20 protein-coding genes are annotated in these 23760 nt (G+C 36.0%); 12 read left to right on the top strand and 8 right to left on the bottom strand.

Annotated elements, in window-relative coordinates; genetic code table 11:
* Positions 1-135 precede the first annotated feature (135 nt).
* The 4 genes from CDH50_RS01470 to CDH50_RS01455 all read left to right on the top strand — a co-directional run bounded on the left by CDH50_RS01470 (position 136) and on the right by CDH50_RS01455 (position 4859).
* Positions 136-1485, top strand: a complete 1350-nt coding sequence (locus CDH50_RS01470) for a GntP family permease (RefSeq protein ID WP_100610111.1) — start codon at positions 136-138, stop codon at positions 1483-1485.
* Positions 1486-1547: 62 nt separating this feature from the next.
* Complete coding sequence (locus CDH50_RS01465; RefSeq protein WP_100610110.1) at positions 1548-2381, top strand: fumarylacetoacetate hydrolase family protein; 834 nt, start codon at positions 1548-1550, stop codon at positions 2379-2381.
* A complete protein-coding gene (locus CDH50_RS01460; protein ID WP_100610109.1) occupies positions 2378-3253 on the top strand; it encodes an alpha/beta hydrolase in 876 nt (291 codons plus the stop codon). The genes CDH50_RS01465 and CDH50_RS01460 overlap by 4 nt, the downstream gene beginning before the upstream one ends.
* Positions 3254-3278: 25 nt before the next feature.
* Positions 3279-4859, top strand: coding sequence for an aldehyde dehydrogenase (NADP(+)) (locus CDH50_RS01455; RefSeq protein WP_100610108.1), 1581 nt, complete (start codon positions 3279-3281; stop codon positions 4857-4859).
* 52 nt (positions 4860-4911) lie between these two features.
* On the opposite strand, the gene CDH50_RS01450 is transcribed toward CDH50_RS01455, so the two are convergent.
* On the bottom strand, positions 4912-6858 hold the full coding sequence (locus CDH50_RS01450) for a sialate O-acetylesterase (protein ID WP_100610107.1): 1947 nt from the start codon (positions 6856-6858) through the stop codon (positions 4912-4914).
* Between the two features lie 290 nt (positions 6859-7148).
* Here CDH50_RS01450 and CDH50_RS01445 point away from each other — a divergent pair, with 290 nt between their 5' ends.
* From CDH50_RS01445 to CDH50_RS01415, 7 genes are read left to right on the top strand one after another with little or no spacing between them, the layout of a single operon-like run.
* Positions 7149-8162, top strand: a complete 1014-nt coding sequence (locus CDH50_RS01445) for a zinc-binding alcohol dehydrogenase family protein (protein ID WP_100610106.1) — start codon at positions 7149-7151, stop codon at positions 8160-8162.
* 46 nt (positions 8163-8208) lie between these two features.
* A complete protein-coding gene (locus CDH50_RS01440) occupies positions 8209-8982 on the top strand; it encodes an SDR family NAD(P)-dependent oxidoreductase (protein ID WP_100610568.1) in 774 nt (257 codons plus the stop codon).
* A 42-nt stretch (positions 8983-9024) separates the two neighbouring features.
* On the top strand, positions 9025-9885 hold the full coding sequence (locus tag CDH50_RS01435; RefSeq protein ID WP_100610105.1) for a fumarylacetoacetate hydrolase family protein: 861 nt from the start codon (positions 9025-9027) through the stop codon (positions 9883-9885).
* The gene (locus tag CDH50_RS01430; protein WP_100610104.1) at positions 9882-10709 is read left to right on the top strand and encodes an amidohydrolase family protein; all 828 of its coding nucleotides are present in this window, start codon (positions 9882-9884) and stop codon (positions 10707-10709) included. The genes CDH50_RS01435 and CDH50_RS01430 overlap by 4 nt, the downstream gene beginning before the upstream one ends.
* Before the next feature lie 4 nt (positions 10710-10713).
* Entirely contained in the window at positions 10714-11505 is a 792-nt protein-coding gene (locus CDH50_RS01425; protein ID WP_100610103.1) for an SDR family oxidoreductase, read from the top strand.
* A gap of 41 nt (positions 11506-11546) precedes the next feature.
* Positions 11547-12878: an L-fucose:H+ symporter permease gene (fucP, locus tag CDH50_RS01420; RefSeq protein ID WP_100610102.1), complete on the top strand. Its 1332-nt coding sequence runs from the start codon at positions 11547-11549 to the stop codon at positions 12876-12878.
* Positions 12868-13203, top strand: a complete 336-nt coding sequence (locus tag CDH50_RS01415; protein ID WP_100610101.1) for an L-rhamnose mutarotase — start codon at positions 12868-12870, stop codon at positions 13201-13203. The genes fucP and CDH50_RS01415 overlap by 11 nt, the downstream gene beginning before the upstream one ends.
* A gap of 82 nt (positions 13204-13285) precedes the next feature.
* On the opposite strand, the gene CDH50_RS01410 is transcribed toward CDH50_RS01415, so the two are convergent.
* The 5 genes from CDH50_RS01410 to CDH50_RS01390 form a co-directional block, all read right to left on the bottom strand.
* A complete protein-coding gene (locus tag CDH50_RS01410; protein ID WP_100610100.1) occupies positions 13286-14851 on the bottom strand; it encodes a solute:sodium symporter family transporter in 1566 nt (521 codons plus the stop codon).
* Between the two features lie 61 nt (positions 14852-14912).
* A complete protein-coding gene (locus tag CDH50_RS01405; RefSeq protein ID WP_100610099.1) occupies positions 14913-16100 on the bottom strand; it encodes an aldose epimerase family protein in 1188 nt (395 codons plus the stop codon).
* A 26-nt stretch (positions 16101-16126) separates the two neighbouring features.
* The gene (gene araA / locus CDH50_RS01400; protein ID WP_100610098.1) at positions 16127-17635 is read right to left on the bottom strand and encodes an L-arabinose isomerase; all 1509 of its coding nucleotides are present in this window, start codon (positions 17633-17635) and stop codon (positions 16127-16129) included.
* Positions 17636-17660: 25 nt separating this feature from the next.
* Positions 17661-18362 (bottom strand): L-ribulose-5-phosphate 4-epimerase, encoded by a 702-nt coding sequence (locus CDH50_RS01395; protein ID WP_100610097.1) that lies wholly within the window; start codon positions 18360-18362, stop codon positions 17661-17663.
* A gap of 8 nt (positions 18363-18370) precedes the next feature.
* Complete coding sequence (locus tag CDH50_RS01390) at positions 18371-20035, bottom strand: ribulokinase (RefSeq protein ID WP_100610096.1); 1665 nt, start codon at positions 20033-20035, stop codon at positions 18371-18373.
* 104 nt (positions 20036-20139) lie between these two features.
* On the opposite strand from CDH50_RS01390, the gene CDH50_RS01385 reads away from it, so the two are divergent.
* Complete coding sequence (locus CDH50_RS01385; protein ID WP_100610095.1) at positions 20140-20832, top strand: NUDIX hydrolase; 693 nt, start codon at positions 20140-20142, stop codon at positions 20830-20832.
* Here CDH50_RS01385 and CDH50_RS01380 read toward each other — a convergent pair whose 3' ends face one another.
* Together CDH50_RS01380 and CDH50_RS01375 are read right to left on the bottom strand one after the other, a co-directional pair.
* Positions 20833-22422 (bottom strand): 4Fe-4S binding protein, encoded by a 1590-nt coding sequence (locus CDH50_RS01380; protein WP_100610094.1) that lies wholly within the window; start codon positions 22420-22422, stop codon positions 20833-20835.
* Positions 22419-23723 carry an NAD(P)/FAD-dependent oxidoreductase gene (locus CDH50_RS01375; RefSeq protein ID WP_100610093.1) on the bottom strand — a complete coding sequence of 435 codons (1305 nt, stop codon included), beginning with the start codon at positions 23721-23723 and terminating at the stop codon, positions 22419-22421. The genes CDH50_RS01380 and CDH50_RS01375 overlap by 4 nt, the downstream gene beginning before the upstream one ends.
* Positions 23724-23760 lie beyond the last annotated feature (37 nt).

The following is a 23760-nucleotide window of genomic DNA, read 5'->3' as shown; positions in this document are numbered from 1 at the left end:
CGAGGTCTTCGACTGCGCTCAGACTGACATTTAGTTTCTAGTTATATTAACTTTTTAATCAAAAAACGTTTCTAGTTAATTACGCCCAACGGGTATTAAACATACTAAAAAACCAACCAACTAACCAACAACTAAATGGTCGTTATTTATTTATTAGGAAGTGTTGCCTTAATCATTTTGCTAACCACAAAATTAAAAGTGCATCCATTTGTAGTATTGCTTTTAGTGGCTATTCTTTACGGAATCGTTTCTGGAATGCCTTTAAACCAAATTATTACTTCTGTTAATAATGGGTTTGGCAATACCATGGGCGGCATCGGCATGATTATCATTCTAGGGGTTATTATTGGTGCTTTTTTAGAAAATTCGGGTGGCGCTTATGCCTTAGCGGAAAAAGTATTAAAGTTTACTGGGAAGAAAAAAATTCCATTCGCCATGGGAATTATTGGCTGGTTTGTGTCTATTCCCGTTTTTGCGGATAGCGGCTTTATGTTACTATCTCCTTTAAATAAAAGCTTGTCTAAAAAAGCAGGCATCTCATTAGCAGGTTCGGCTATTGCTTTAGCCTTGGGTTTAACTGCAGCGCATACGCTAGTGCCACCCACACCAGGGCCTATTGCGGCGGCTCATTATTTGAAAGCCGATTTAGGTTTGGTTATGTTATTTGGTATTTTTATCAGTTTGGGGGCATTGGCAATCAGTCTTATTTTTGTCAATAAATATGTTTCAAAAACCTATATAGACCCAAGTCCTGATGTATCTGATGAAGAAATATTAGAACGATTAAAGTCAAAACCAAGTGCCCTAAAATCTTTCATTCCTATTTTTGTACCTATCATTTTAATTGTTATCAGTTCATTATTGTCGTCTGTATATGGTTATAAACCTGAAGATTATGAGTCCTTTCCAATATTTATCAAAATTTTAACCTTTTTGGGAGCGCCTTTTATGGCATTATTAATAGGATGTTTTTTATCTTTAACGCTTCCTAAAAAATTAGAAACCAATATGTTTTCAACAGATGGGTGGATTGGGAAAGCTTTAGTTGATGCATCGTCCATTTTATTGATTACAGGTGCCGGTGGGATTTTTGGACAAGTATTACGCGATTCAGGAATTGCCGTTACTTTAGGAGAAACATTATCAAACGTTCATATAAGTATTTGGTTGCCATTTTTATTGGCTGCAGCTATTAAAACAGCACAAGGGTCATCAACAGTGGCCTTGATAACAACAGCGTCTATCTTGGCGCCTATGATGTCAACTTTAGGTTTTGAGACCGAAATGCAAAAAGCGATGGTGGTTATTGCCATTGGCGCTGGCTCTACAGTCATTTCACATGTTAACGATAGTTTCTTTTGGGTAGTTACCCAATTATCAGGCATGGATGTGAAAACGGGTTATCGTCTTCATAGTTTGGGAACAGCCGTTTTAGGAACTTCAGCAGCTGTATTATTATTTATAACCTATTTGATTTTAAATTAAGTATTCATCTAATTATAAAAGAATTTTTTTAATCCGACAATTAAAACAATAAACATAGACTAATGAAAATTTACAACACTACAAAAGGAATTTTAGTTCAATCCGAAAACTCATTTTACTTAGTAAATGAAAATTGGGATGATTTTTTTAACAATGACAATTTGTATGATAAAGCGCAAGATATTGCTAGAAAAGGGTCACCAATTAACAACGCACAAGATATTTTAGCAAATGATTTGTTGGTGCCAATGAAAAGCCAAGAATTATGGGCAAGTGGCGTTACCTATTTCAATAGTAAATTAGGAAGACAGGAAGAAAGCAAAGGTGCTGGCGGCGGCGATTATTACGAGCGTGTTTATAATGCAGACAGACCAGAATTGTTTTTTAAAGCAACCGTAAATAGAGCCGTGCCTTCTGGTGGAAAAGTAAATATTAGAAAAGATTCTACTTGGGATGTGCCAGAACCAGAATTAACATTAGCTATTACGTCTTCTGGTAAAATAATTGGTTATACCATTGGTAATGATATGAGTTCTAGAAGTATTGAAGGTGAAAATCCTTTATACCTTCCACAAGCAAAAACATTTGATGCGTGTGCTGGTTTAGGGCCCTGTGTGTTTTTAACAAAAGAAGCGCTTCCAACCGATACTAAAATTGCGATGAAAATCCTTAGAAAAGGAGAAGTTGTTTTTGAAGATAAAATAGAAATTAATAAAATCATACGCAAGTTTGAAGATTTGGTGTCTTATTTATACAGAGAATGTTCTTTCCCTACCGGAAGTTTTTTAATGACAGGAACTGGTATTGTACCAACAACGGCGTTTACATTACAAAGTGGTGATGAAATTCAAATTACTATCGATCATATTGGAACTTTAATCAACTATGTGAGATGAAACCCATAAAAACTGTATTTGTTTTTTTGCTCCTGACTCTGAACATGGGTTTCGGACAAGAAAGTGAATATAGTTTTAATGAAGACTCTAAACGGCATGATGGTGTTCCGAAAGGCATGGTAACAAAACAAGTCTGGAAGAGCACCATTTTTGATGGCACCATTAGGGAATACTACATGTATATTCCTGTGCAGTATAACCCCAACGAAGCTGCTGCATTAATGGTTTTTCAAGATGGCCATGCTTATGTGAATGAAGCAGGCGATTTTAGAGTGCCAATCGTGTTTGATAATCTCATCCACAAAAAAGACATACCAGTGATTATTGGGTTATTTATAAACCCAGGTCACATGAGTTCAGAATTGCCCGAAAACCCTTTTAGGGCGAGTAACCGAAGCATTGAATATGATAGTCTTACCGATGCCTATGCACGGTTTCTTATAGAAGAATTAATACCTGAATTAAGCAAAACATATAATATCTCCACCAATCCACAAATGAAAGCCATTTGTGGATTGTCTTCTGGGGGTATTTGTGCCTTTACGGCAGCTTGGGAACGACCAGATTATTTTAGTAAGGTCATGAGCCACTTTGGAAGTTTTACAAACATCCGTGGCGGACATCATTATGAAGCCATGATTAGAAAAACACCTAAAAAAGATATTAAGGTGTATCTGCAAGATGGCTCTAACGATTTAAATAATGAACACGGAAATTGGTGGCTTGCCAACCAGCAAATGGCATCCTCATTAGAATACAAATCTTATGATTATATTTTCGTGACAGGAACCGGTGCTCACAATGGTAAACATGGAGGCAGTGTGCTTCCAGAAGCCTTGCGATGGTTGTGGGGCGATATTAAATCCAAATAAGAATCAATAATTTAAAACCTATAAAATGAAATTAACAGGAAAGAATTATATAGCAGGCACAATTTCATCAGAAGGAAAAACAACATTTAAAGGTATCAATCCTTCGGATGCTTCCGAATTACCAACCACTTTTTATGAAGCCACAATAGATGAAGTTAATGAAGCAGCATCAAAAGCACATGAAGCATTCGCGATTTATCGTAAAAAAAGCGGAAAAGAAAAAGCATTGTTCTTAGATACGATTGCTAATGAAATTTTAAATCTTGGAGACGTTTTAATAGAACGTTGTTCTGCAGAAACCGGTTTGCCAGCAGGTAGAATTGTCAGTGAACGTGCCAGAACTATGGGTCAATTAAAATTATTTGCGACTGTTTTACGAGAAGGTTCTTGGGTGAATGCCAGAATAGATACGCCTCTGCTAGATAGGGAACCCTTACCAAGATCTGATTTTCGTTATATGCAAAAACCTTTAGGGGCGGTCGGTATATTTGGGGCCAGCAATTTTCCATTGGCATTTTCAGTTGCTGGTGGAGATACCGCTTCAGCTTTAGCAAGCGGATGCCCTGTGGTTGTAAAAGGACATCCTTCACATCCTGGAACTTGTGAGTTGGTATCTATGGCAATAAATAAGGCAGCTGAAAAAAGCAATATGCCAAAAGGCGTTTTCTCCATGGTCCATGGGGCTTCTGTTGAGGTCGGAATGGCCATTGTCATGCATCCACAAATTAAGGCCATCGGATTTACTGGATCTACTAGAGGTGGCATGGCTATTTTTAATGCTGCAAATAACAGGAAAGAACCTATTCCGGTTTATTCTGAAATGGGAAGTACAAACCCAGTCTTTATTTTACCTGAAGCATTAAAAGAGCGTTCTGAAGAGATTGCTAAAGAATTAACGGATTCTGTAACCCTTGGGGCAGGACAATTTTGTACAAACCCTGGCTTGGTTTTTTTGAATAACGATGAAAACTTGCAAAACTTTCAGAAGCAGACGGCCAAACACTTTGAAGAAACAGAAGCTAAAGCGATGTTGAATAAAGGAATTAAATCGGCATTCGATAACGGTATTGAGCATTTGGCTAGTAATAAACTTGAAGTGAAATTATTAGCTAAGGGCAAATCAAGTATAGAAGGATTTAAAGGAAGTGCCCATCTATTTGAAACCACAGCTAAAAGTTTTATTTTAAGGGATTACCTAGAAGAAGAAAACTTCGGGCCATCAACAATTAGTGTGATTGCAGACTCTAAAGAAGAGTTGTTGGCTTCAGCAAAAAAAATGAAAGGCCATTTAACGGCAACACTTTTTGGAACTGAAAATGATTTAAATAATTATACCGATTTAATCGAAATATTAGAACAGAAGGTTGGTAGGTTGATAATTAATAACTTTCCTACTGGTGTAGAAGTGTGCCATGCTATGGTGCATGGAGGGCCTTTTCCAGCAACTTCAAACAGCCGGTCCACTTCTGTCGGTACGGCTGCTATATATCGGTTTACGCGTCCAATATGCTATCAAAATTTTCCTGAACATTTATTGCCAGAAGAATTAAAAACCGAAAATCCATTAGGAATAATGAGACTTGTTGATGGTGAATATAAGAGGTAAAAGCAAAAAAGCCAAGAATTAAATTCTTGGCTTTTTTTGTAATAGTTACTTATTAAAATTGATATTTTTCATTTTCAGTAATACCTTTCCAATCATCTGTTCTAAATGGTGAAGCAGGAAATTTTTCTTCATTATAAAGATTGCAATCGCCAGCATCATCTGCCCATCCATAGCGAACAGAAACCGGGTTTTTAATTTCATCATGATAAACAATGACTTTATTATTGCTTATAAATGCTTTAGCATAATGAAAGATTTTATCTGTCCCAGCAATTTCAAATCCTTTTATATAACCATATTTATCAGGTGTCATTAAACCACTTCCTATATTATCAAAAGTTAAAATGATTTGATTGTCTTTAATTTCCATCGATTTATAAGTAGGGCCGTTAAAAACAACATCTTTTTTGTAAACATTATTTAACGCAATAGCAGCCAACCTTTTTCCAACATCTTGTTTATTTGTAGGATGAATATCTTTAGCATCTCCAACGTCTATTGTCACAGCCATACCTGTATTCGGAACTGTTTGTAAAGTATATGTTTGTGCTTCCCTAAGTTCGGCCCATTTACTTCCCTTATTACTGTTTCCTCCAAATTCATCAAACGTAGATAATTGTACAAAATAAAATGGAAAGTCACCTTGGTTCCATTTTTGTCTCCAATCTGCTATCATTAACGGGAATGCTTTTTTGTATTGTTTTGCTCTTCCAGCATTAGCCTCTCCTTGATACCACAATACACCTTGAATGGCATATGGAATTAATGGATTAACCATAGCATTGAATAATAATGATGGGTAACTGTTTGGGGATATAGATGTTAAAACATCAACCACTTGGTATTTCCATGCTCCAGTTAAAGTAATTACGTCATTCTGAGTGGTTAATTTTAAATCGGATGCTTCCCCGTAAATGCCACCGCCACCCGTGTTATCAATAATTCTAACGGCAATGGTATTGATGCCTTCCTGTAATACACCAGTCGGTATTTTATAGGCTCTTTTTAAATTATATAGATTAGTTGTCCCTACTTCTTTACCATTTATATAGGTAATATCTATGTCGTCAATTTTTGCCAATTCTAAAAAGGCTTCTTTGTTGGCATCATCTTTAGATATTGTAAATGTTTTACGCATCCAAACTATTCCATCCAAATTTCCTAAGGCTTGGCTTTCCCATAGACCAGGAGCATTCATTTCTGGCCAACTAATATCATCATAATCAGGATTTTTGAAGGCACCTTCATTATCCATACTTATTTTTGAACCTTGAATTTTTTCTACTTTTTCTAAAATAGATTTTACTTGAAATTCTAAAATAGCATCGGTCTTAATATCTGGCATATTTGCAATCATATCTTTAAATTCATCACTGCTTTCAAAAGCTTCTTTGCTGGTCCAAGTTTCAACGCAAGTGCCGCCCCAAGAGGTATGTATTATGCCAATAGGGATTTTTAATTCACTATATATTTTTTTAGCAAAAAAGTAACCTACGGCCGAAAAATTGCCAACGGTATTAGTATTGCAAACAGCCCATTTACCTCCTTTTAATTTTTGTTTAGGAGTTGTAGCAACGTCATTTTCAACCAAAAACTGACGTATCATTGGATAGTTTGCGTCATTCATTTCTTGTTGGGCATTCATGGATTGGCTAACTGTGAACTCCATATTGGATTGGCCACTGCAAACCCAAACTTCACCCACTAAAATATCCTTTAAGGTTATGGGGTTTTTCCCTTGGATAGACATGCTATAAGGGCCGCCAGCAGTTTCAGGCTTTAAATTAACCTCCCATTTGCCATTTTTATCGGCCTTGGTTTTTATAATTTGCCTGTTGAAGCGAATCTCAATCTTCTCATTAGCATCTGCCCAGCCCCAAATAGGAATAGGTTTATTACGTTGCAAAACCATATTGTCAGAAAACAACAAGGGTAATTCAATATTAGCATAAGAATAAAAGCTAAAAATTAAGAGTAGGGATGTTAAAATTTTTTTCATATCAGTTTAGTAACTTAGTTTAAAATATTGGCTTATTTGATGCAAAATATAAAAATAACTTTAAACAAATGGGTTAAAATGTATCCTTTGTAGAAAACATAAAACCATGAGCATTACGTTTTTAAAGGGTTGTATTAGTTGGGGAATTTCTTGTAAATTTTGTGTTCATTGCATAATAATTTAGTTAATTTTACAAATCGTGACTTTAGATAAAGTTAGGATAAAAACTCCCTTTAAACTTCACGTAAATTGAAAGGGAAATCATATTTAGATAACCAAGAAATAAAAAAATGAAATATATCGTTTGTGAAGAACCAAACAAGTTTGCCTTAAAAGAAAAGGAAATCCCTGTAAAAGAAGATAATCAAGCCCTTATAAAAATACATAGAGTAGGCATTTGCGGCACAGATTTGCATGCTTATTCTGGTAATCAAGCATTTTTTACCTATCCAAGAATATTGGGACACGAGTTAGCCGGCGAAATATTGGAAATTGGTGAGAATCCTAAAAATTTAAAAGTAGGCGATAGCGTTATCGTCATGCCCTATGTCAGTTGTGGAAACTGTGTTGCTTGTCGACAAGGAAAAACCAACTGTTGTACCAACATAAGAGTTTTGGGAGTGCATACTGATGGTGGCATGCAAGAAAAAATTGCCGTAAGAACAGATTTGCTACTTCCTGCTAACCATCTTTCCTATGAAGAAATGGCCATCGTAGAACCATTGGCTATTGGCGCACATGCTATTCGAAGAGCCAATGTACTAAAAGGAGAAACCATTGTTGTTATTGGTTGTGGGCCTATTGGTATTGGTTTAATGAAATTGGCTCAAATTAAGGGCGCCGAAGTTATTGCTTTAGATGTTGATGAAGCAAGATTGGAATTTGTAAAAAATGAAATCGGTGTTAAGCATACGGTAAAAGTTTCTGAAACGGCCGTTGAAGAAGTGTCAAAGATAACCAATGGCGATTTGGCCGCAGTTGTTTTTGATGCTACAGGAAATAAAAGAGCCTTAGAGGGTGGTATTAGTTATATGTCGCATGGCGGAAGGTATATATTGGTAGGATTGTCAAAAGGTGAATTGACCTTTAGCCATCCATCAATCCATGCCAAAGAATCCACTATTATGTGCAGTAGAAATGCGACTTTAGAAGATTTTGAATTTGTTATAAATAATCTCGATAAGTTTCCAACCAACGCTTTTGTAACCCATCAAGTAAGTTTTAACGATATGATTTCCAACTTCGATTCTTGGCTAGATCCAAAAACAAAGGTCATCAAAGCCATGGTAAATTTTAATAGTTAGTAAAACGGTATATTGTACAACTCATTTTAGATATGGAATGACCAACATGAAGTTTAGCCTAAAAAATAAAACAGCTATAGTTACTGGTGGTGGCAGCGGTATAGGCAAAGCGATTTCAAAAACTTTGGCATCTCAAGGTGCGTATGTGCATATTTTAGAACTGAATGCCGATAATGGAAACATCACTAAAGAAGACATTGAAAGAGATGGCGGTTCAGCTGAAATTCATGCGTGTAACGTGGCAAATCAAGAAGACGTTAGTAAGGTCATCAACAAAATTTCCGAAAAACACAGCATCCATATTTTAATAAATAGTGCTGGGGTCGCCCATATTGGAAATATAGAAAAAACATTAGAAGCCGATTTCGATAAAGTCTATAATGTGAATGTTAAAGGAGTTTATAACTGTATATTTTGTGCCATTCCTCATATGAAAAAACAGGGTGGGGTTATTATAAACATGGCATCGGTTGCGGGTTCGGTGGCGGTTTCGGATAGATTTGCTTATTCGATGTCTAAAGGCGCCACGCTTACCATGACCTATTCCGTGGCAAAAGATTATATTGGTTACGGTATTCGATGCAATTCTATTTCACCAGCAAGAATTCACACGCCTTTTGTGGATGGGTTTTTAAAGAATAATTATCCCGGTAAAGAAACGGAGATGTTTGAAAAACTATCTAAAGCGCAACCAATTGGTCGTATGGGCGTTCCGCAGGAAGTAGCAGATTTAGCACTATATTTATGTTCTGATGAAGCCTCTTTTATTACGGGAACTGATTTCCCAATTGATGGTGGATTTATAAAATTAAACGGATAATACGATTAACGATTAAACGAATCAACGATTAAACAACTAAAAATGAAATTAATACGATTTGGAGAAGTAGGTAAGGAAAAACCAGGCGTTCAATTAGAGAATGGCACTAAAATAGATGTATCCAATTTTGGAGAAGATTATAATGAGACTTTTTTTGAAACTAATGGCATTGAGCGATTAAAAAAATGGTTAAAGGATAATGAAATTAAATGTCCATCAATTTCTGAGGAAACGCGTTTAGGTTCACCAGTTTGTCGACCATCAAAACTTCTTTGTATTGGTTTAAATTATGCGCAACACGCTGCCGAAGCTGGTATGAAAGTTCCAAACGAACCTGTGTTGTTTTTCAAATCTACTACAGCAATCATTGGCCCAAATGACGATGTCATAATTCCAAAAGGAAGTGAAAAAACGGATTGGGAAGTTGAGTTGGCTGTCGTTATTGGCAAAAAAACGTCTTATATTTCAAAAGATGAGGTGATAGATCATATTGCCGGATATGTATTGCATAACGATATTAGTGAGCGTGCTTTTCAGATTGAAAGAGAAGGGCAATGGTGTAAAGGAAAAGGATGCGATACATTTGCGCCATTAGGGCCATTTTTGGCCACAACTGACGAAATAAAAGACCCAAATAACTTGAATCTGTGGTTAAAACTAAACGGCAAAACCATGCAAGATAGCTCTACATCCGATTTTATATTTAATATTGAAACGTCCATTAGTTATATCAGTCAGTTTATGACTTTGCTTCCAGGCGATGTGATTTCAACAGGAACGCCATTTGGTGTTGGACTAGGTTTAAAACCTCCATTATATTTGAAACCAGGCGATGTTATGGAATTAGGCATTGAGGGATTAGGGGTTTCAAGACAAAACGTAAAAGCATATCAAGAAAAATGATTATAGATAGTCACCAACATTTTTGGTATTACGAACCTATAAAACATGCATGGATAGATGATAATATGGCTGTTATTCGGAAGGATTTTATGCCTTCAGATTTAGAAGTCGTTTATAAAGAACATGGCATTGATGGCTGTGTTGCCGTTCAAGCAGATCAAACGCTCGCTGAAACGGATTTTCTATTGAAATTAGCCTCAGAACATGATTTTATTAAAGGCGTTGTAGGTTGGGTCGATTTACGAAGCAGTACTATTGAAACTACTTTAGAAACCTATTCTCAATACAAAAAACTCAAAGGATTTCGCCATGTGGTTCAAGGAGAAACCGACCCTAATTTTTTGCTTCGCCCTCAATTTTTAATAGGTATGTCCTTGTTGAAAAAATTTAATTTCACTTATGATATATTAATTTTTCCACACCAACTTGGTGCCACTTTAGAGTTTGTAAAGCAATTTCCGAATCAGAAATTTGTGATAGACCACATTGCAAAACCCTATATCAAAGATGGTTTTTATGATGGTTGGGCTACTTTAATGAAGGAAGTTGCCAAGTATGAAAATGTGACTTGCAAACTTTCTGGAATGATTACTGAAGCCGATTATAAGCTATGGACACCAGAACAAATCAAGCCATACATGGAATTGGTTTTAGAAGCTTTTGGTGCAGAACGATTAATGTTTGGTTCCGATTGGCCCGTATGTTTGGTGGCTGGAAACTATTCAAAAGTAAAGAGTTTAGTCACAAATTTTATATCAACATTAAGTTCCAGTGAACAAGCACAAATTATGGGAACCAATGCCATAAATTTTTATAATCTCTAATGATATGGATTTATATTTAAAAGATAAAGTAGTCGTTGTAACGGGCGCAGCAGGAATAAAAGGTAGTATAGGTGAAACGATTGTACAATCCTTGGCAAATGAGGGTGCCATTCCGGTCATTGTTTGTCGAAACGATCGTGGTTATGGATATGAAAAAGAATTGAAAGACAAAGGTATTGATGCGCTTTTTGTTAAAACAGATTTGAAAAATCCACAAGAGATTGAAAGGGCAGCAAAAATCATAGGAGAAAAATATGGTCGTATTGATGCCTTGATTAATAACGTTGGGGTGAATGATGGCGCAGGATTAGATGCATCGATTCAGGAGTTTATTGATTCCTTGCAACTGAACCTTGTTAGCTTTTTTGCTATGACGAAATATTGTTTGCCTTACATCAAAAAATCTAAAGGGAATATATTGAACATAGGTTCTAAAGTAGCACTTACAGGACAAGGGAGAACCTCCGGATACGCTGCTTCAAAAGGCGGTATTTTAGGACTCACCAGGGAATGGGCGGTAGATTTAATTAAAGACAGCATTCGCGTCAATGCCATCATTATTGCTGAAAGTTGGACACCAGCCTACGATACCTGGATTAAAACCTTGGAAAATGGTCAAGAAAAATTACAAGCCATTGTCAAGAAAATTCCATTGGAAAATAGAATGACCACACCACAGGAAATAGCGGATACTTGTTTATTTGCCATTTCCGATAGGTCATCACACACCACAGGACAATTTATAACTGTTGATGGGGGCTATGTCCATTTAGACCGTTCATTATTAACAGAATAATGTTACCAACACCACTAAACCAATTAACTAACTAAACTACTATGAATAAAACAACCAAAATCCCCGTTGTTGCTAAATCTATTATTTTACCGTTTATTTTAATCACCTCGCTTTTTGCACTTTGGGGTTTTGCTAACGATATTACCAACCCCATGGTTTCGGCTTTTAAAAAAGTATTAGAACTGGATAATTTTCAAGCATCCTTAGTTCAAATGGCTTTTTATGGCGGTTATTTTACCATGGCTTTACCAGCAGCTATTTTTGTAAATAAATATTCTTATAAAAAAGGGGTTTTGTTAGGATTGGCTTTATATGCTTTTGGTGCATTGCTATTTTATCCTGCTGCAAAATTTGAAGCCTTTGGTTTTTTCTTGGCAGCGTTGTACATTTTAACATTCGGATTGGCATTTTTAGAAACCACGGCCAATCCATACATATTGTCCATGGGGGACGAAGCAACAGCTACCCAACGTCTTAATCTGGCTCAGGCATTCAATCCAATAGGGGCTTTAGGCGGATTAATAATTGCACAAAAATTCATCTTAGGATTTTTACAATCGGACGATTTAAATGCGGATGGAGCTTCCGTTTACGAAACATTAAGTGAAACGGCAAAAGCAACAGTTCGTACCTCAGATTTACAAATAATCCGTAATCCTTATGTGTTATTAGGTTTGGTTGTTATTGGCTTTTTCGTGTTAATAGCATTAATAAAAATGCCGCAAAACAAAGATCAAGAAGCCAAGGTTCACATAGGGCAATCTATTGGTAGATTATTTAAATCCAAAAAATTTGTATGGGGGGTTATTGCTCAGGCATTTTATGTAGGGGCGCAAATTATGTGTTGGACCTATTTATATCAATATGCTGAATCCATTGGTATTGATAATCAATCGGCAGTTTCTTATGGCATTGCGGCTTTAGTTATTTTTCTAGTTGGTAGATGGATAGGTACTGCTTTGTTGAAATATATTAATAGTGGGAGATTGTTGTTTTATTTTTCAGTAGGTGCTTTGGTTTGTACAATGGTTACTATTTTTGTCACTGGGATGATTGGATTATATGCCTTGGTTGGTATATCATTTTTTATGTCTATCATGTTCCCAACAATTTACGGTATTGCTTTAGAAGGACAGGGTGAAGATGCTAAATTTGGTGCCGCCTTTTTAGTCATGGCTATTGTTGGTGGTGCACTGATGCCAACGTTACAAGGATTGATCTTGGATATAGGTGGTATAGGTTATACCGATACGCTTATTTTAGGAGTTCCAGAAGTTAATTTCTCTTTTTTGCTGCCATCCATTTGTTTTTTAATTGTTGGATATTATGGTATGATGGTATATAAGAATATATTTAAAAGCCATGGGAACTAAAAAATATTATTTGTTCTGTGATTTGAAAGATGATGAAAAACTAATAACAGAATATAAAGCATATCATAAAAAGGTATGGCCAGAAATCATAAAAAGTATAAAAGATTCGGGAATAATTAATATGGAAATCTATAATAACGGCAATAGGTTGTTTATGATTATGGAAGTCAACGAGACTTTTTCATTCCAGAAAAAGGCAGAAATGGATGCCAATAACCCTAAAGTACAGGAATGGGAAACACTTATGTGGAACTATCAGCAAAAAGTCCCAATGGCTAGTGAAGATGAAAAATGGCTTCTTTTAGATAGGATTTTTAAGTTATAACTGAATAAGTTTAAAATATAAAAAAGCCTTTAATTTTAAAATTAAAGGCTTTTTTATGCCGAATATTTTATTAAATAATCTTCTAAGAAAGATATATATAAAGTAAAACAACAAGAGCACAAATAGCATAACCAACAGGTTTTAAATATTTCCAAGGGGAAATATCTACTTGCTTAGTATATTCATCAAAGAAATCGGTTTCTCTTGGTTTGAAGTAGCTAATAATGTACATCAGTGCTATAGTTAAAACAAATAAGATACCCATAAGATGCAAGAAGCTAATGTCTGGTTTAATCACATATAAAGTAATTAAATAAGTAACAGCACTAAATACAATAGCTAAATTGGCAGCCTTTCCGGTAACTCTCTTTGAAAAAATACCAACGATTACAATGGCTAAAATCGGCACACTATGCGTTCCATTTAATTCCTGAAGATAGGTGAAAACGCCACCTTCTACACCATATAACAAAGGTGCAATGGCCATCGAGAAAATGCCTAAAACAGCTCCGAATATTTTACCCGCTTTTACGGTTTGTCTTTCAGAAGCATCTTTATTAATGTATTCTTTATAAAAATCAAGTCCAAACAACGTTACAGAACTATTCAAAGCACTGTTGAAAGAACTCAAAATAGCTCCGAAAAGAACAGCAGCAAAGAAACCTATAAAGGCCGCTGGAAGTACTCTTTTTACCAACATGGGGTAAGCCTCATCGGCATTCGGGATATCACCATTAAAAATATAAAAAGCTATAATACCTGGTAGAACCACTATAAAAGGTCCTAATATTTTAATAAAAGCGGCTAATAATAATCCCTTTTGACCTTCTTTTAAGTTTTTGGCACCAAGCGCTCTTTGTATAATCGCTTGATTAGTTCCCCAATAATAAAAATTTACTATAATCATACCTGTAAACAATGTCCAGAAAGGCACATCAGAATCTGGGCCTCCAATAATAACAAACTTTTCAGGTAAAGCAGTAGTTAATGTATGCAATCCAGTAAATACATTACCATCACCAATATACATCAATCCAAAAATAGGAATTAAAGAACCACCTATAATTAAACCTATGGCATTAATGGAATCGGACACAGCAACTGCTTTTAATCCTCCAAAAATAGCATAAATACCGCCTATGATGCCAATAGCCCAAACGGTAACCCAAAGCGCAGGTATGGGTTCCATTCCTAGCATTTGGGGAATATCAAACATACTATTTATAGCTAATGCCCCAGAATATAAAACGGTTGGAAGCATGGAGATGGCATATCCTAATAAAAATAAAAGTGATACTATAGTTTTGGTAGTTTTACCATATCTTTTTTCAAGAAATTGAGGTATGGTCGCTATACCTACTTTTAAGTATTTGGGAAGTAATACAAAAGCTGTAAAAACCATAGCTATGGCAGCAACAACTTCATATGCCATAATGGGCAGACCATCTCTAAATGACACACCATTCATGCCTACAATTTGTTCGGTTGATAGATTGGTAAGTAATAAAGAGCCAGCGATGACAGGGCCAGTTAAACTTCTTCCTCCTAAAAAATAGCCGTCTGAGGTATTCTCATCAGTTTTTCGAGTAGACCACCATGCAATAACAGCAACTAGCAAAGTGAAAGCAGCAAAAGATATAATTCCCATAATTTATTTATTTTATTGGTTAGTTAGTATAAAAGTCGGCAATATACGTCCTTAATTCTTTTTATTTTACAGAAAATTTGAAAGTAGTTTTAGACATGTAATTTTCTCCCGGACTTAAAACAACTGATGGGAAATCTTTTTGGTTTGGTGAATCTGGATAATGTTGTGTTTCTAAACAAAAACCTGTTCTGTGAGCATAAGTTCCACCTTGTTTACTTGGTAATGTACCATCTAAAAAATTACCAGTATAAAGTTGAATGCCAGGTTCATCAGTAGCAATTTCTAATAATCTGCCGCTCGTAGGGTCGTAAGCTGTTGCAGCTAATCTCATGCCTTCATTTTGGTTGTTAAGTACCCAGCAATGATCGTAACCACCACCTCTTTTCAACTGTTCATCTTTTACGCCAATATCTTTACCAATAGTTTTGGCTTGTCTAAAATCAAAAGGTGTATTTGTAACATCAGTTAATTGTCCAGTTGGAATCAAAGTAGCATCAACTGGAACCAATTTATCTGAGTTAATTGTGATTTCATGATCTAAAATAGTTTTAGAGAAATCACCAGATAAATTAAAATACGAATGTTGGGTCAGATTTACGATAGTTTTTTTATCGGTGGTAGCTTCGTAAACAACATCTAGCGTATTATCATTACTAAGCGTATAAGTTACTTTGGTCTCTAAATTACCTGGGTAACCTTCTTCCATATCTTTACTTAAATAGGTTAGAACTAAAGATGCTGTGCTGTCTGTTGATTCTTCTGCAGCAGTCCAAACCACTTTGTCAAATCCTTTAACACCACCATGTAAATGGTTTTTACCATCGTTGGCAGCCAACGTGTATTCAGTGCCATCCAATGAAAACTTAGCATTTGCAATTCTGTTACCGAATCTACCAATTAAAGCTCCAAAATACGGCACACCCGGCATTTGATATTTGTGTATACTATCAAAACCTAAAACAATATCCTTGTATTCTCCATTTTTATCTGGTGCTGTCCAAGATGTGATGATGCCTCCATAAGTAATGATACTTATTTCCATGCCTTTTTCATTTTTTAAAATGAATTTATCTACAGCAATGCTATCTGTTGTTGTTCCAAAAGATTCTTTTGTAATGGTGACTAAATTTTTCATTTCTTCGACAGGTGTCATATTAGTGTCCGCTTTTTTTTCATTTTTACATTGAATACTTAATAAGGCAAAGCCTACTAAGGTTACTACATAAAAACTACGCTTTAATGTACTCATTTGTTTGTGGTGTTTTAGTTAAACAATTATAAACGATGCTGAAACATATTATAATAGGCTTCGTTGGCATTGATTTTATCTTTAAATTCCCTTACGGATGTATTGTTGTCGATAACCAATAATTCTACACCAGCAATATCGGCAAAATCTTCCATATATTCGGTAGTTATGGCTTGACTGTAAACGGTATGATGTGCACCACCTGCCAAAATCCAAGCTGTTGCTGCCACTTCTAAATTGGGTTTAGCATCCCACAATACTCTGGCAACAGGAAGTTTTGGTAAATCTGCCATCGGTTTTACAGCTTCTACTTCGTTGACAATCAATCTAAATCGGTTGCCCATATCAACTAACGATACGTTGATAGCATCACCAGCAGGCGAATTAAATACCAATCTCACAGGATCTTCTTTACCGCCAATGCCTAACGGATGTACTTCACATGATGTTTTTCCATCGGTAATAGACGGACAAATTTCAAGCATGTGAGAACCTAATACATATGATTTTTCAGGTGTGAAATGATACGTGTAATCTTCCATAAAAGACGTGCCACCTTCCAAGCCGTAATTCATCACTTTTAATGCTCTTACCATAGCTGCTGTTTTCCAATCGCCTTCTCCAGCAAAACCGTAACCATCGGCCATTAAACGTTGTGCAGCGATGCCTGGTAATTGTTTTAAGGCACCTAAATTTTCAAAAGTATCTGTAAATGCTTTAAATCCACCTTCATCTAAAAAGGAACGCAATCCTAATTCTATTTTAGCAGCTTCCACTAAAGATTGTCTTTTGTCGCCGCCTTTTTTAAGTGATGGTGTTAAGTCGTATGAAGACTCGTAAACCTCCAATAATTTGTTTAAATCGCTTTCTGAAACTTTATCGATATGCTTTACAATATCTGAAGAATCATAACCATTAACAGACATGCCAAAACGAATTTGTGCTTCTACTTTATCGCCATCGGTTACTGCAACTTCACGCATGTTGTCTCCAAATCTAGCAACTTTCAAATTCTGTAAATCATCCCAGCCTAATACCACACGAGACCAAATTCCTAATTTTTTCTGAACGCGTTCGCTTTGCCAATGACCAACAACCACTTTACGTTTTTTGCGCATTCTAGACATGATATATCCAAATTCCCTATCGCCGTGAGCGGACTGATTTAGATTCATAAAATCCATATCGATTGTTTTCCAAGGAATTTCAGCATTAAATTGTGTGTGTAAATGGCAAATTGGTTTGTTCAAAATAGTTAAACCATTAATCCACATTTTAGCAGGGGAGAAGGTATGCATCCAAGTTATTAAACCAATACAATTTTTTTCAGCATTTGCTTCTTGGCAAATATTAGTGATTTCACTAGGGGTTTTTACGGTAGGTTTAAAAACAATTTTTACTGGAATATGAGACGTCGCATTTAAGCCTTTAACAATTTCTTGAGAATTTAAAGCGACTTGTTTTAAGGTTTCTTCTCCGTATAAATGTTGACTACCTGTGACGAACCAAATTTCTTTTTTAGATATATCTATCATTTTTAATAGTTTGAATTATAGTTAGTTATTGACCGTAATAGGAATTTTTTCCGTGTTTACGCTCATAATGTTTTTTGATTAATGAATCTTTAAGTCTTGGGGCATTCGGATTTATTTGTCGGGTTAAATAAGCCATTTCGGCAACGACTTCCAACACTTTACTATTATATACAGCTTTGGCAGCGTTTTTTCCCCAAGCAAAAGGGCCATGGTTTCCAATAAGAATCATTTCGACTTCTTGATAAGAAAGGCCTTTGTTTTTAAAACAATCTAGAATTTGAATACCCGTATTATGTTCGTAATTTCCTTGAATTAAATCGTCGCTCATCGGCGGCGCACAAGGAATATCAGATGTTAAATGATCGGCGTGAGTCGTTCCAAAAATAGGAATATCTAATTGCGATTGTGCCCAAGCACAAGAATATGTGGCATGCGTATGCGCAATACCACCAATGTCTTCCCAATGTTTGTAAAGATAGGAGTGTGTTTTAGTGTCTGATGAAGGTCGCATGGTACCTTCAATAATATTGTTATCAAAATCTAAAATAACAATGTCTTCAGGTTTTAAAACCTCATAAGGCACGCCACTCGGTTTGATGGCAAAAACACCATTTTTTCTATCAACCGCACTCACATTTCCAAAAGTATAGACTACCAAACCTAAGGCGTCCAATTGCATATTGGCTTCGTAGCATTCTTGCTTTAAATCTTTATATTTTGAACTCATGTTTAATATTAGTTTACGGATTCAATAAAAGCACTTAATTCTGAATAGGAATCCATAAGCACTTTGTAATCTTCAATTTTATCGTTTTCAGGTAAATATTCTGCTTCAAAATCGCTTCCCATGTGTTTACTGGCTTCAATAACGTTCGGGTAAATGCCTGCTGCTACTGCTGCATAAATCGCTGCTCCCAAAGCGGGTGCTTGATCAGATTCCGCCACTTTAATCGGTTTATTTAAAACATTTGCCAAGGTTTGCATGATGAAAGGCGATTTTCTAGCCACACCACCAATACCAATAACGGTATCGATACGCACACCTTCTTCTTCAAATCTATCCACAATTTTTTTAGAGCCAAAGCAAATCGCATTGATTAATGCTTTAAATATATGAGGGGCTCTGGTGCCTAATGATAAATTAGACATTGCTGCTTTAAGTTCCTGATTAGCGTCAGGGGTTCTACGACCATTAATCCAATCTAAAGCGGTTGGAATACTTTCCGATAACGGAATAGCCGCCGCTTGCTCACTTAATCTTTTAATAAAGTTGGCATCAATTTCTTCTTTTAAATCCGCTTTTTGTTCAGCACTTAAAATATTGGATGCTAACACCAAATTATCAACGGGCCAATATAGTACATCTTTAAACCAAGCCAATACATCACCAAAAGCAGATTGACCAGCTTCTAAACCAATCAGTCCAGGAATGACCGAACCATCTACTTGGCCACAAATACCAGGAACGGTTTTTGTGCCAATGGTTTCTTTTGGAGACACCATAATATCACAGGTGGAGGTTCCCATAACGCGAACCAAGGTGTTTTCATCTATTTTCGCACCAACGGCTCCAGAATGTGCATCAAAAGTACCAACGGCAACGACTGTATTGGTTGATAAACCTAATTTATCAGCCCATTCTTGACTCAGATTCCCAGCAATTTCATCAGAAGTGTAAGTGTCTTTATAAAGTCGTCCTTTTAATTTTACCAAGTAAGGATTCAACTGATTCAAAAAGGCATCATCAGGCAAACCGCCCCAGCTTTCATGCCACATGGCTTTATGTCCAGCGGCACAACGGCTTCTTTTAAAGGATTTCAAATCCTTGTTATCAATCAGCAAATACGTCATTAAATCGCAGTGTTCCATCCAAGTGAACGCCGCATTTTTAACGGCTTCATCTTCACGGATGACATGCAATATTTTTGCCCAAAACCATTCAGACGAGTAAATACCACCTTCATATTTTGTGAAATCCTCACCGCCCCAATTAGCAGCTAAGTCGTTAATTTCATTGGCTTCACCAATCGCCGTATGGTCTTTCCACAACACCATCATGGCATTCGGGTTTTCTTCAAAACCTTTCACTAAAGCCAGTGGGGTACCATCTTCTGTCATTGGAACAGGTGAAGAACCAGTGGTGTCAATACAGATGGCTTTAATTAATTGTGCATCTACCTTACTTTTAGAAACTATTGATTTGATGGTTGTTTCCAAGCCTTCAATATGGTCTAAAGGGTGTTGTCTAAACTGATTTATCGATGCATTACAATATGCACCTTTTTTCCAACGGGAGTACCACTGTACTTCTGAGGCTATTTCTTTTCCATTTTCTGAGTCAATTAATACGGCTCGTACTGAATCCGATCCGTAATCTAATCCTATAACATAACTTTTCATTAAAAAAAATCTTTGAGTAGGAACAAATATAATATAAAATTATATAAGTGTAAAAAAAACACTTTTTAATAATTTTTTTATTACATTGGATTAAAAATTAAGGTATGCCATCTAACATTTATAGCAACACAGATAAAATTTTAATAGCGGTAGATTGTATCATTTTCGGATTTGATAAAGGCGCATTAAAAATTTTACTGATTAAAAGGGATTTTGAACCAGAATTGGGAAAATGGTCCTTAATGGGCGGTTTTTTAAAAGAAGAAGAAAATTTAGATGAAGCTGCTATTCGGATTTTATACGACCTTACAGGTTTAAGAACTATTTACATGGAACAGCTTTACACGTTCAGTAAAGTGGATAGAGATCCTGTGGCGCGAACCTTATCTGTGGCATATTATGCCTTAATTGACATCGCGATGCATGATAAAGAACTTATTCAAAACCATTCGGCACAGTGGTTTAGTTTGGATAAAGCACCTGATTTAATTTTTGACCATAATAAAATGGTTGAAAAAGCGATTGCCAGATTAAAACGCAGGGCTTTAAGCAAACCGATTGGTTTTGAGTTGTTACCTCCAAAATTCACCATGCGTCAATTACAGAAATTATACGAGTCTATCCTCAATAAAAAATTAGATAAACGAAACTTTATCAATAAAATAAACTCCTTTGGTATATTGGTTAGATTGGACGAAAAGGATACCAATGCATCAAAAAAAGGGGCGTATTTATATACGTTTGATAAGGTAAAGTATGATGAAAAGGTTTTAGAAGGATTTAATTTTAAAATCTAGTTATTTCTGATTCACCAAATCCATTAAATTCACATCGTTACCCAATAAAATTTCCGTTGGATTGATGCGTCCTTTCATGGAATCGTTCTCTAATTTCAGTACGCCTCTAGGGCAAACCGCACTGCAAATACCACAGCCGACACAACTGCTTCTAACAATATTTTCTCCTTTTTGAGCATACGCACGTACGTCAATACCCATTTCACAATAGGTGGAGCAATTGCCACAAGAAATACATTGTCCGCCATTGGTAGTAATCCTAAATTTAGAAAACATACGTTGTTGAAAACCTAAAATAGCTGCCATGGGGCAACCAAATCGGCACCAAACCCGACTTCCAAAAATCGGATAAAAACCAGTGCCAATAACTCCAGAAAAAATAGAACCGATTAAAAACGCATAGGTGGTTCTTAAGGTTTCGGATTTGAACAAAAATAGAGTATTGTTGGTACTAAAATAATGCAGTCCGATTAAAAATATGATGATTACAAAATAACCCATAGCGCCATAACGGGCATCCTTGCCCAATTCATGACGTTTGAAAACCATCGTTAAAATAAAAACGAGTGTTAACAATGCCGTTACCAAGCCTAAAAACAATTTTCTAGTCAACCAGTATTTACTGGAATCTTCACCTAAATACGAATAAACTACTGCCGTTGTCATCAACACCACGAATACTAAAACGCTATGCACTACCCAACGCTCTATTTTCCAAGCGATTTGACGTTTATCACTTAATTGTCTAAAAGGGTCGCCAACCGTTTCTGCCAGGGCACCACAGCCGCAAACCCAAGAGCAATACCAACGTTTTCCGTATTTATAAGTGAGAATTGGGGTAATTATTAAGATGGAAACAATCCCGAAAATCAATAAGCCCAAACCAACATCGCCAGCATCTATAAATTGATTGACTCGGTAGCGTTCAAAATTATAATAATTTAAAGGCCAAATACTTTTTAAATCGTAATAGGGTACATCTGAATTCAAGCGATACATCAATTCAGGAATTAAAAAAGCGAACGCCAATTGAAAAAACATCACAGAAACGGTTCGCAGTTTCTCATACTTATTATCGCGATATTTCAACATGAACTTGTAACCAAAAATCAGGATGGCAACGGTATAAAGTGTGCCATAAACAAACCATTGACTTGCCGGTCTTCCGCTTAATAATTGACTTAATGGGTCAAATAGCGCGATTAATCCAGTGTTATTTCCTCCATCAGAAGCTAAGCCCAAATAGTGTGGATAAAAATAAAGTACGATATAAAATAACGTTAAGAATATCCCCGTAAGCCACCCTAAAACACCTCGTGATGAAATGGATTTAAACCAAACACCGTCATTTTTTATGCCTTTGGAGGTGTTCAAATACGCATCATTGGAAAAAATAATGGTACCAATAGTAATCAATACCATGGAAAGGGTTAAAAACAAGCTTTTATTCGAAAAATGGGTATTAAAAAGCGCAAGCACTAAAATGAAACATCCAGTAAAACCAATAGCCAGTGCTATTTTTTGTTTTACGGAAAGGTCTTGAGCATCTGGTTTTGCTAAAGACATGCTTTGTTTTAGATTATCGCTCATACAGTTTGTAATTGGGTTTTATAGGCCTTTTGAATGCCTTGCTCATAATGTTTGTAAAATTCTGGGTCGAAATTAGCCTCCGGTAAATGATTAATAACATAATCCAGAGCTCGTTTTTCCGTCAACCACTTATCAAAAACTTCGTGACGCATTCTGATGCCAAAAGTATTGATACCCAAAAAATCATTGGTGTTTTTATTAAAAGCGATGGTAATGCATTTGGTGTTGTCCTCATGTTTCCAATGGAAATGTGCCTCATCATCTGGTTTTGTTTTGGAGCCATGAACCCAACCGTAGGTTTGATATTCAATATCAAAAAATTTAGCAGAATTGAACCAATGTCCGGGATTATAAGGTATTTTATGTCCGCAAATAGTTTGTGCCACAACTTCACCCATCATCCGTCCCGTGTACCAAACGGCTTCGATAGATTTTCTATTGCCGATGGCTTCACGTTGTTCGGCACAATCGCCAATGGCATACACATCGGGGATATTAGTTTCTAAAAACCGATTCACTAAAATACCTTTATTGGTTTCGATATCAGACTCTTTAATAAAATCGATGTTTGGTGAAACACCCGCTGCTAAACCCACAAAATCACAGGAAATTTCTTCGCCAGTCTCTTCAATAATTACGGATTTTACTTTGCCCTGTTCATCAGAAACAATCTCCTTTAGATTAGAAGATAATCGTAAATCAATATGATGATTTTTAATATGTCTGTTGATCATTTGGCTTTCGCCATCAGGTAACACGCTGTTCCAAAAACTACTTTCACGGACTAAAAACGTCACAGGAATATTTCTGGAATTGAGCATTTCAGCCAATTCAATGCCAATCAAACCACCGCCAACAATCACCGCACGTTTGCAAATGGTGTTGTTTGGTGCATGCACTTCTAAATTTTCTAAATCTTGTTTGCTGTAAAGTCCTTGCACCCCTTTTAAATTTTGACCTTGCCATCCAAATTTATTGGATTTGCTCCCAGTTGCAATGATTAATTTGTCGTATTGAAGTGTTTCTCCATCCGAAAAATGAAGGGTTTTGGTCGCTGTTTCAATGGTTTCTACAAAGCCGTTTTTGATGTCAATCCGATTTTTACTCCAAAACCAATCTTCGTAAGGTTTGGTATGCTCGAATTTCATGTGTCCCATATACACATACATCAATGCGGTTCTGGAAAAGAAGTACTCAGATTCAGCTGAAATGATGGTGATTTTTTTATTGGAACGTTTTCTAATATGTCGGGCTGCCGTCACGCCAGAAATACCATTACCAATAATAACAACGTGTTCCATGAAATGTGATTAGTAGAAGGTTTGTCGATGGGTTTGT

Origin of the sequence: Confluentibacter lentus (assembly GCF_002806995.1) — a bacterium.
Lineage (GTDB): Bacteria > Bacteroidota > Bacteroidia > Flavobacteriales > Flavobacteriaceae > Confluentibacter > Confluentibacter lentus.
Note: the sequence above shows the minus strand (reverse complement) of the source record. Positions and strands in the feature narration are given on the sequence as shown.

Excerpts from the sequence above, each read along its gene's own strand:
- CDH50_RS01470 (WP_100610111.1), top strand. The coding sequence starts at position 136 with ATGGTCGTTATTTATTTATTAGGAAGTGTTGCCTTAATCATTTTGCTA.
- CDH50_RS01465 (WP_100610110.1), top strand. The coding sequence starts at position 1,548 with ATGAAAATTTACAACACTACAAAAGGAATTTTAGTTCAATCCGAAAAC.
- CDH50_RS01460 (WP_100610109.1), top strand. The coding sequence starts at position 2,378 with ATGAAACCCATAAAAACTGTATTTGTTTTTTTGCTCCTGACTCTGAAC.
- CDH50_RS01455 (WP_100610108.1), top strand. The coding sequence starts at position 3,279 with ATGAAATTAACAGGAAAGAATTATATAGCAGGCACAATTTCATCAGAA.
- CDH50_RS01450 (WP_100610107.1), bottom strand. The coding sequence starts at position 6,858 with ATGAAAAAAATTTTAACATCCCTACTCTTAATTTTTAGCTTTTATTCT.
- CDH50_RS01445 (WP_100610106.1), top strand. The coding sequence starts at position 7,149 with ATGAAATATATCGTTTGTGAAGAACCAAACAAGTTTGCCTTAAAAGAA.
- CDH50_RS01440 (WP_100610568.1), top strand. The coding sequence starts at position 8,209 with ATGAAGTTTAGCCTAAAAAATAAAACAGCTATAGTTACTGGTGGTGGC.
- CDH50_RS01435 (WP_100610105.1), top strand. The coding sequence starts at position 9,025 with ATGAAATTAATACGATTTGGAGAAGTAGGTAAGGAAAAACCAGGCGTT.
- CDH50_RS01430 (WP_100610104.1), top strand. The coding sequence starts at position 9,882 with ATGATTATAGATAGTCACCAACATTTTTGGTATTACGAACCTATAAAA.
- CDH50_RS01425 (WP_100610103.1), top strand. The coding sequence starts at position 10,714 with ATGGATTTATATTTAAAAGATAAAGTAGTCGTTGTAACGGGCGCAGCA.
- fucP (WP_100610102.1), top strand. The coding sequence starts at position 11,547 with ATGAATAAAACAACCAAAATCCCCGTTGTTGCTAAATCTATTATTTTA.
- CDH50_RS01415 (WP_100610101.1), top strand. The coding sequence starts at position 12,868 with ATGGGAACTAAAAAATATTATTTGTTCTGTGATTTGAAAGATGATGAA.
- CDH50_RS01410 (WP_100610100.1), bottom strand. The coding sequence starts at position 14,851 with ATGGGAATTATATCTTTTGCTGCTTTCACTTTGCTAGTTGCTGTTATT.
- CDH50_RS01405 (WP_100610099.1), bottom strand. The coding sequence starts at position 16,100 with ATGAGTACATTAAAGCGTAGTTTTTATGTAGTAACCTTAGTAGGCTTT.
- araA (WP_100610098.1), bottom strand. The coding sequence starts at position 17,635 with ATGATAGATATATCTAAAAAAGAAATTTGGTTCGTCACAGGTAGTCAA.
- CDH50_RS01395 (WP_100610097.1), bottom strand. The coding sequence starts at position 18,362 with ATGAGTTCAAAATATAAAGATTTAAAGCAAGAATGCTACGAAGCCAAT.
- CDH50_RS01390 (WP_100610096.1), bottom strand. The coding sequence starts at position 20,035 with ATGAAAAGTTATGTTATAGGATTAGATTACGGATCGGATTCAGTACGA.
- CDH50_RS01385 (WP_100610095.1), top strand. The coding sequence starts at position 20,140 with ATGCCATCTAACATTTATAGCAACACAGATAAAATTTTAATAGCGGTA.
- CDH50_RS01380 (WP_100610094.1), bottom strand. The coding sequence starts at position 22,422 with ATGAGCGATAATCTAAAACAAAGCATGTCTTTAGCAAAACCAGATGCT.
- CDH50_RS01375 (WP_100610093.1), bottom strand. The coding sequence starts at position 23,723 with ATGGAACACGTTGTTATTATTGGTAATGGTATTTCTGGCGTGACGGCA.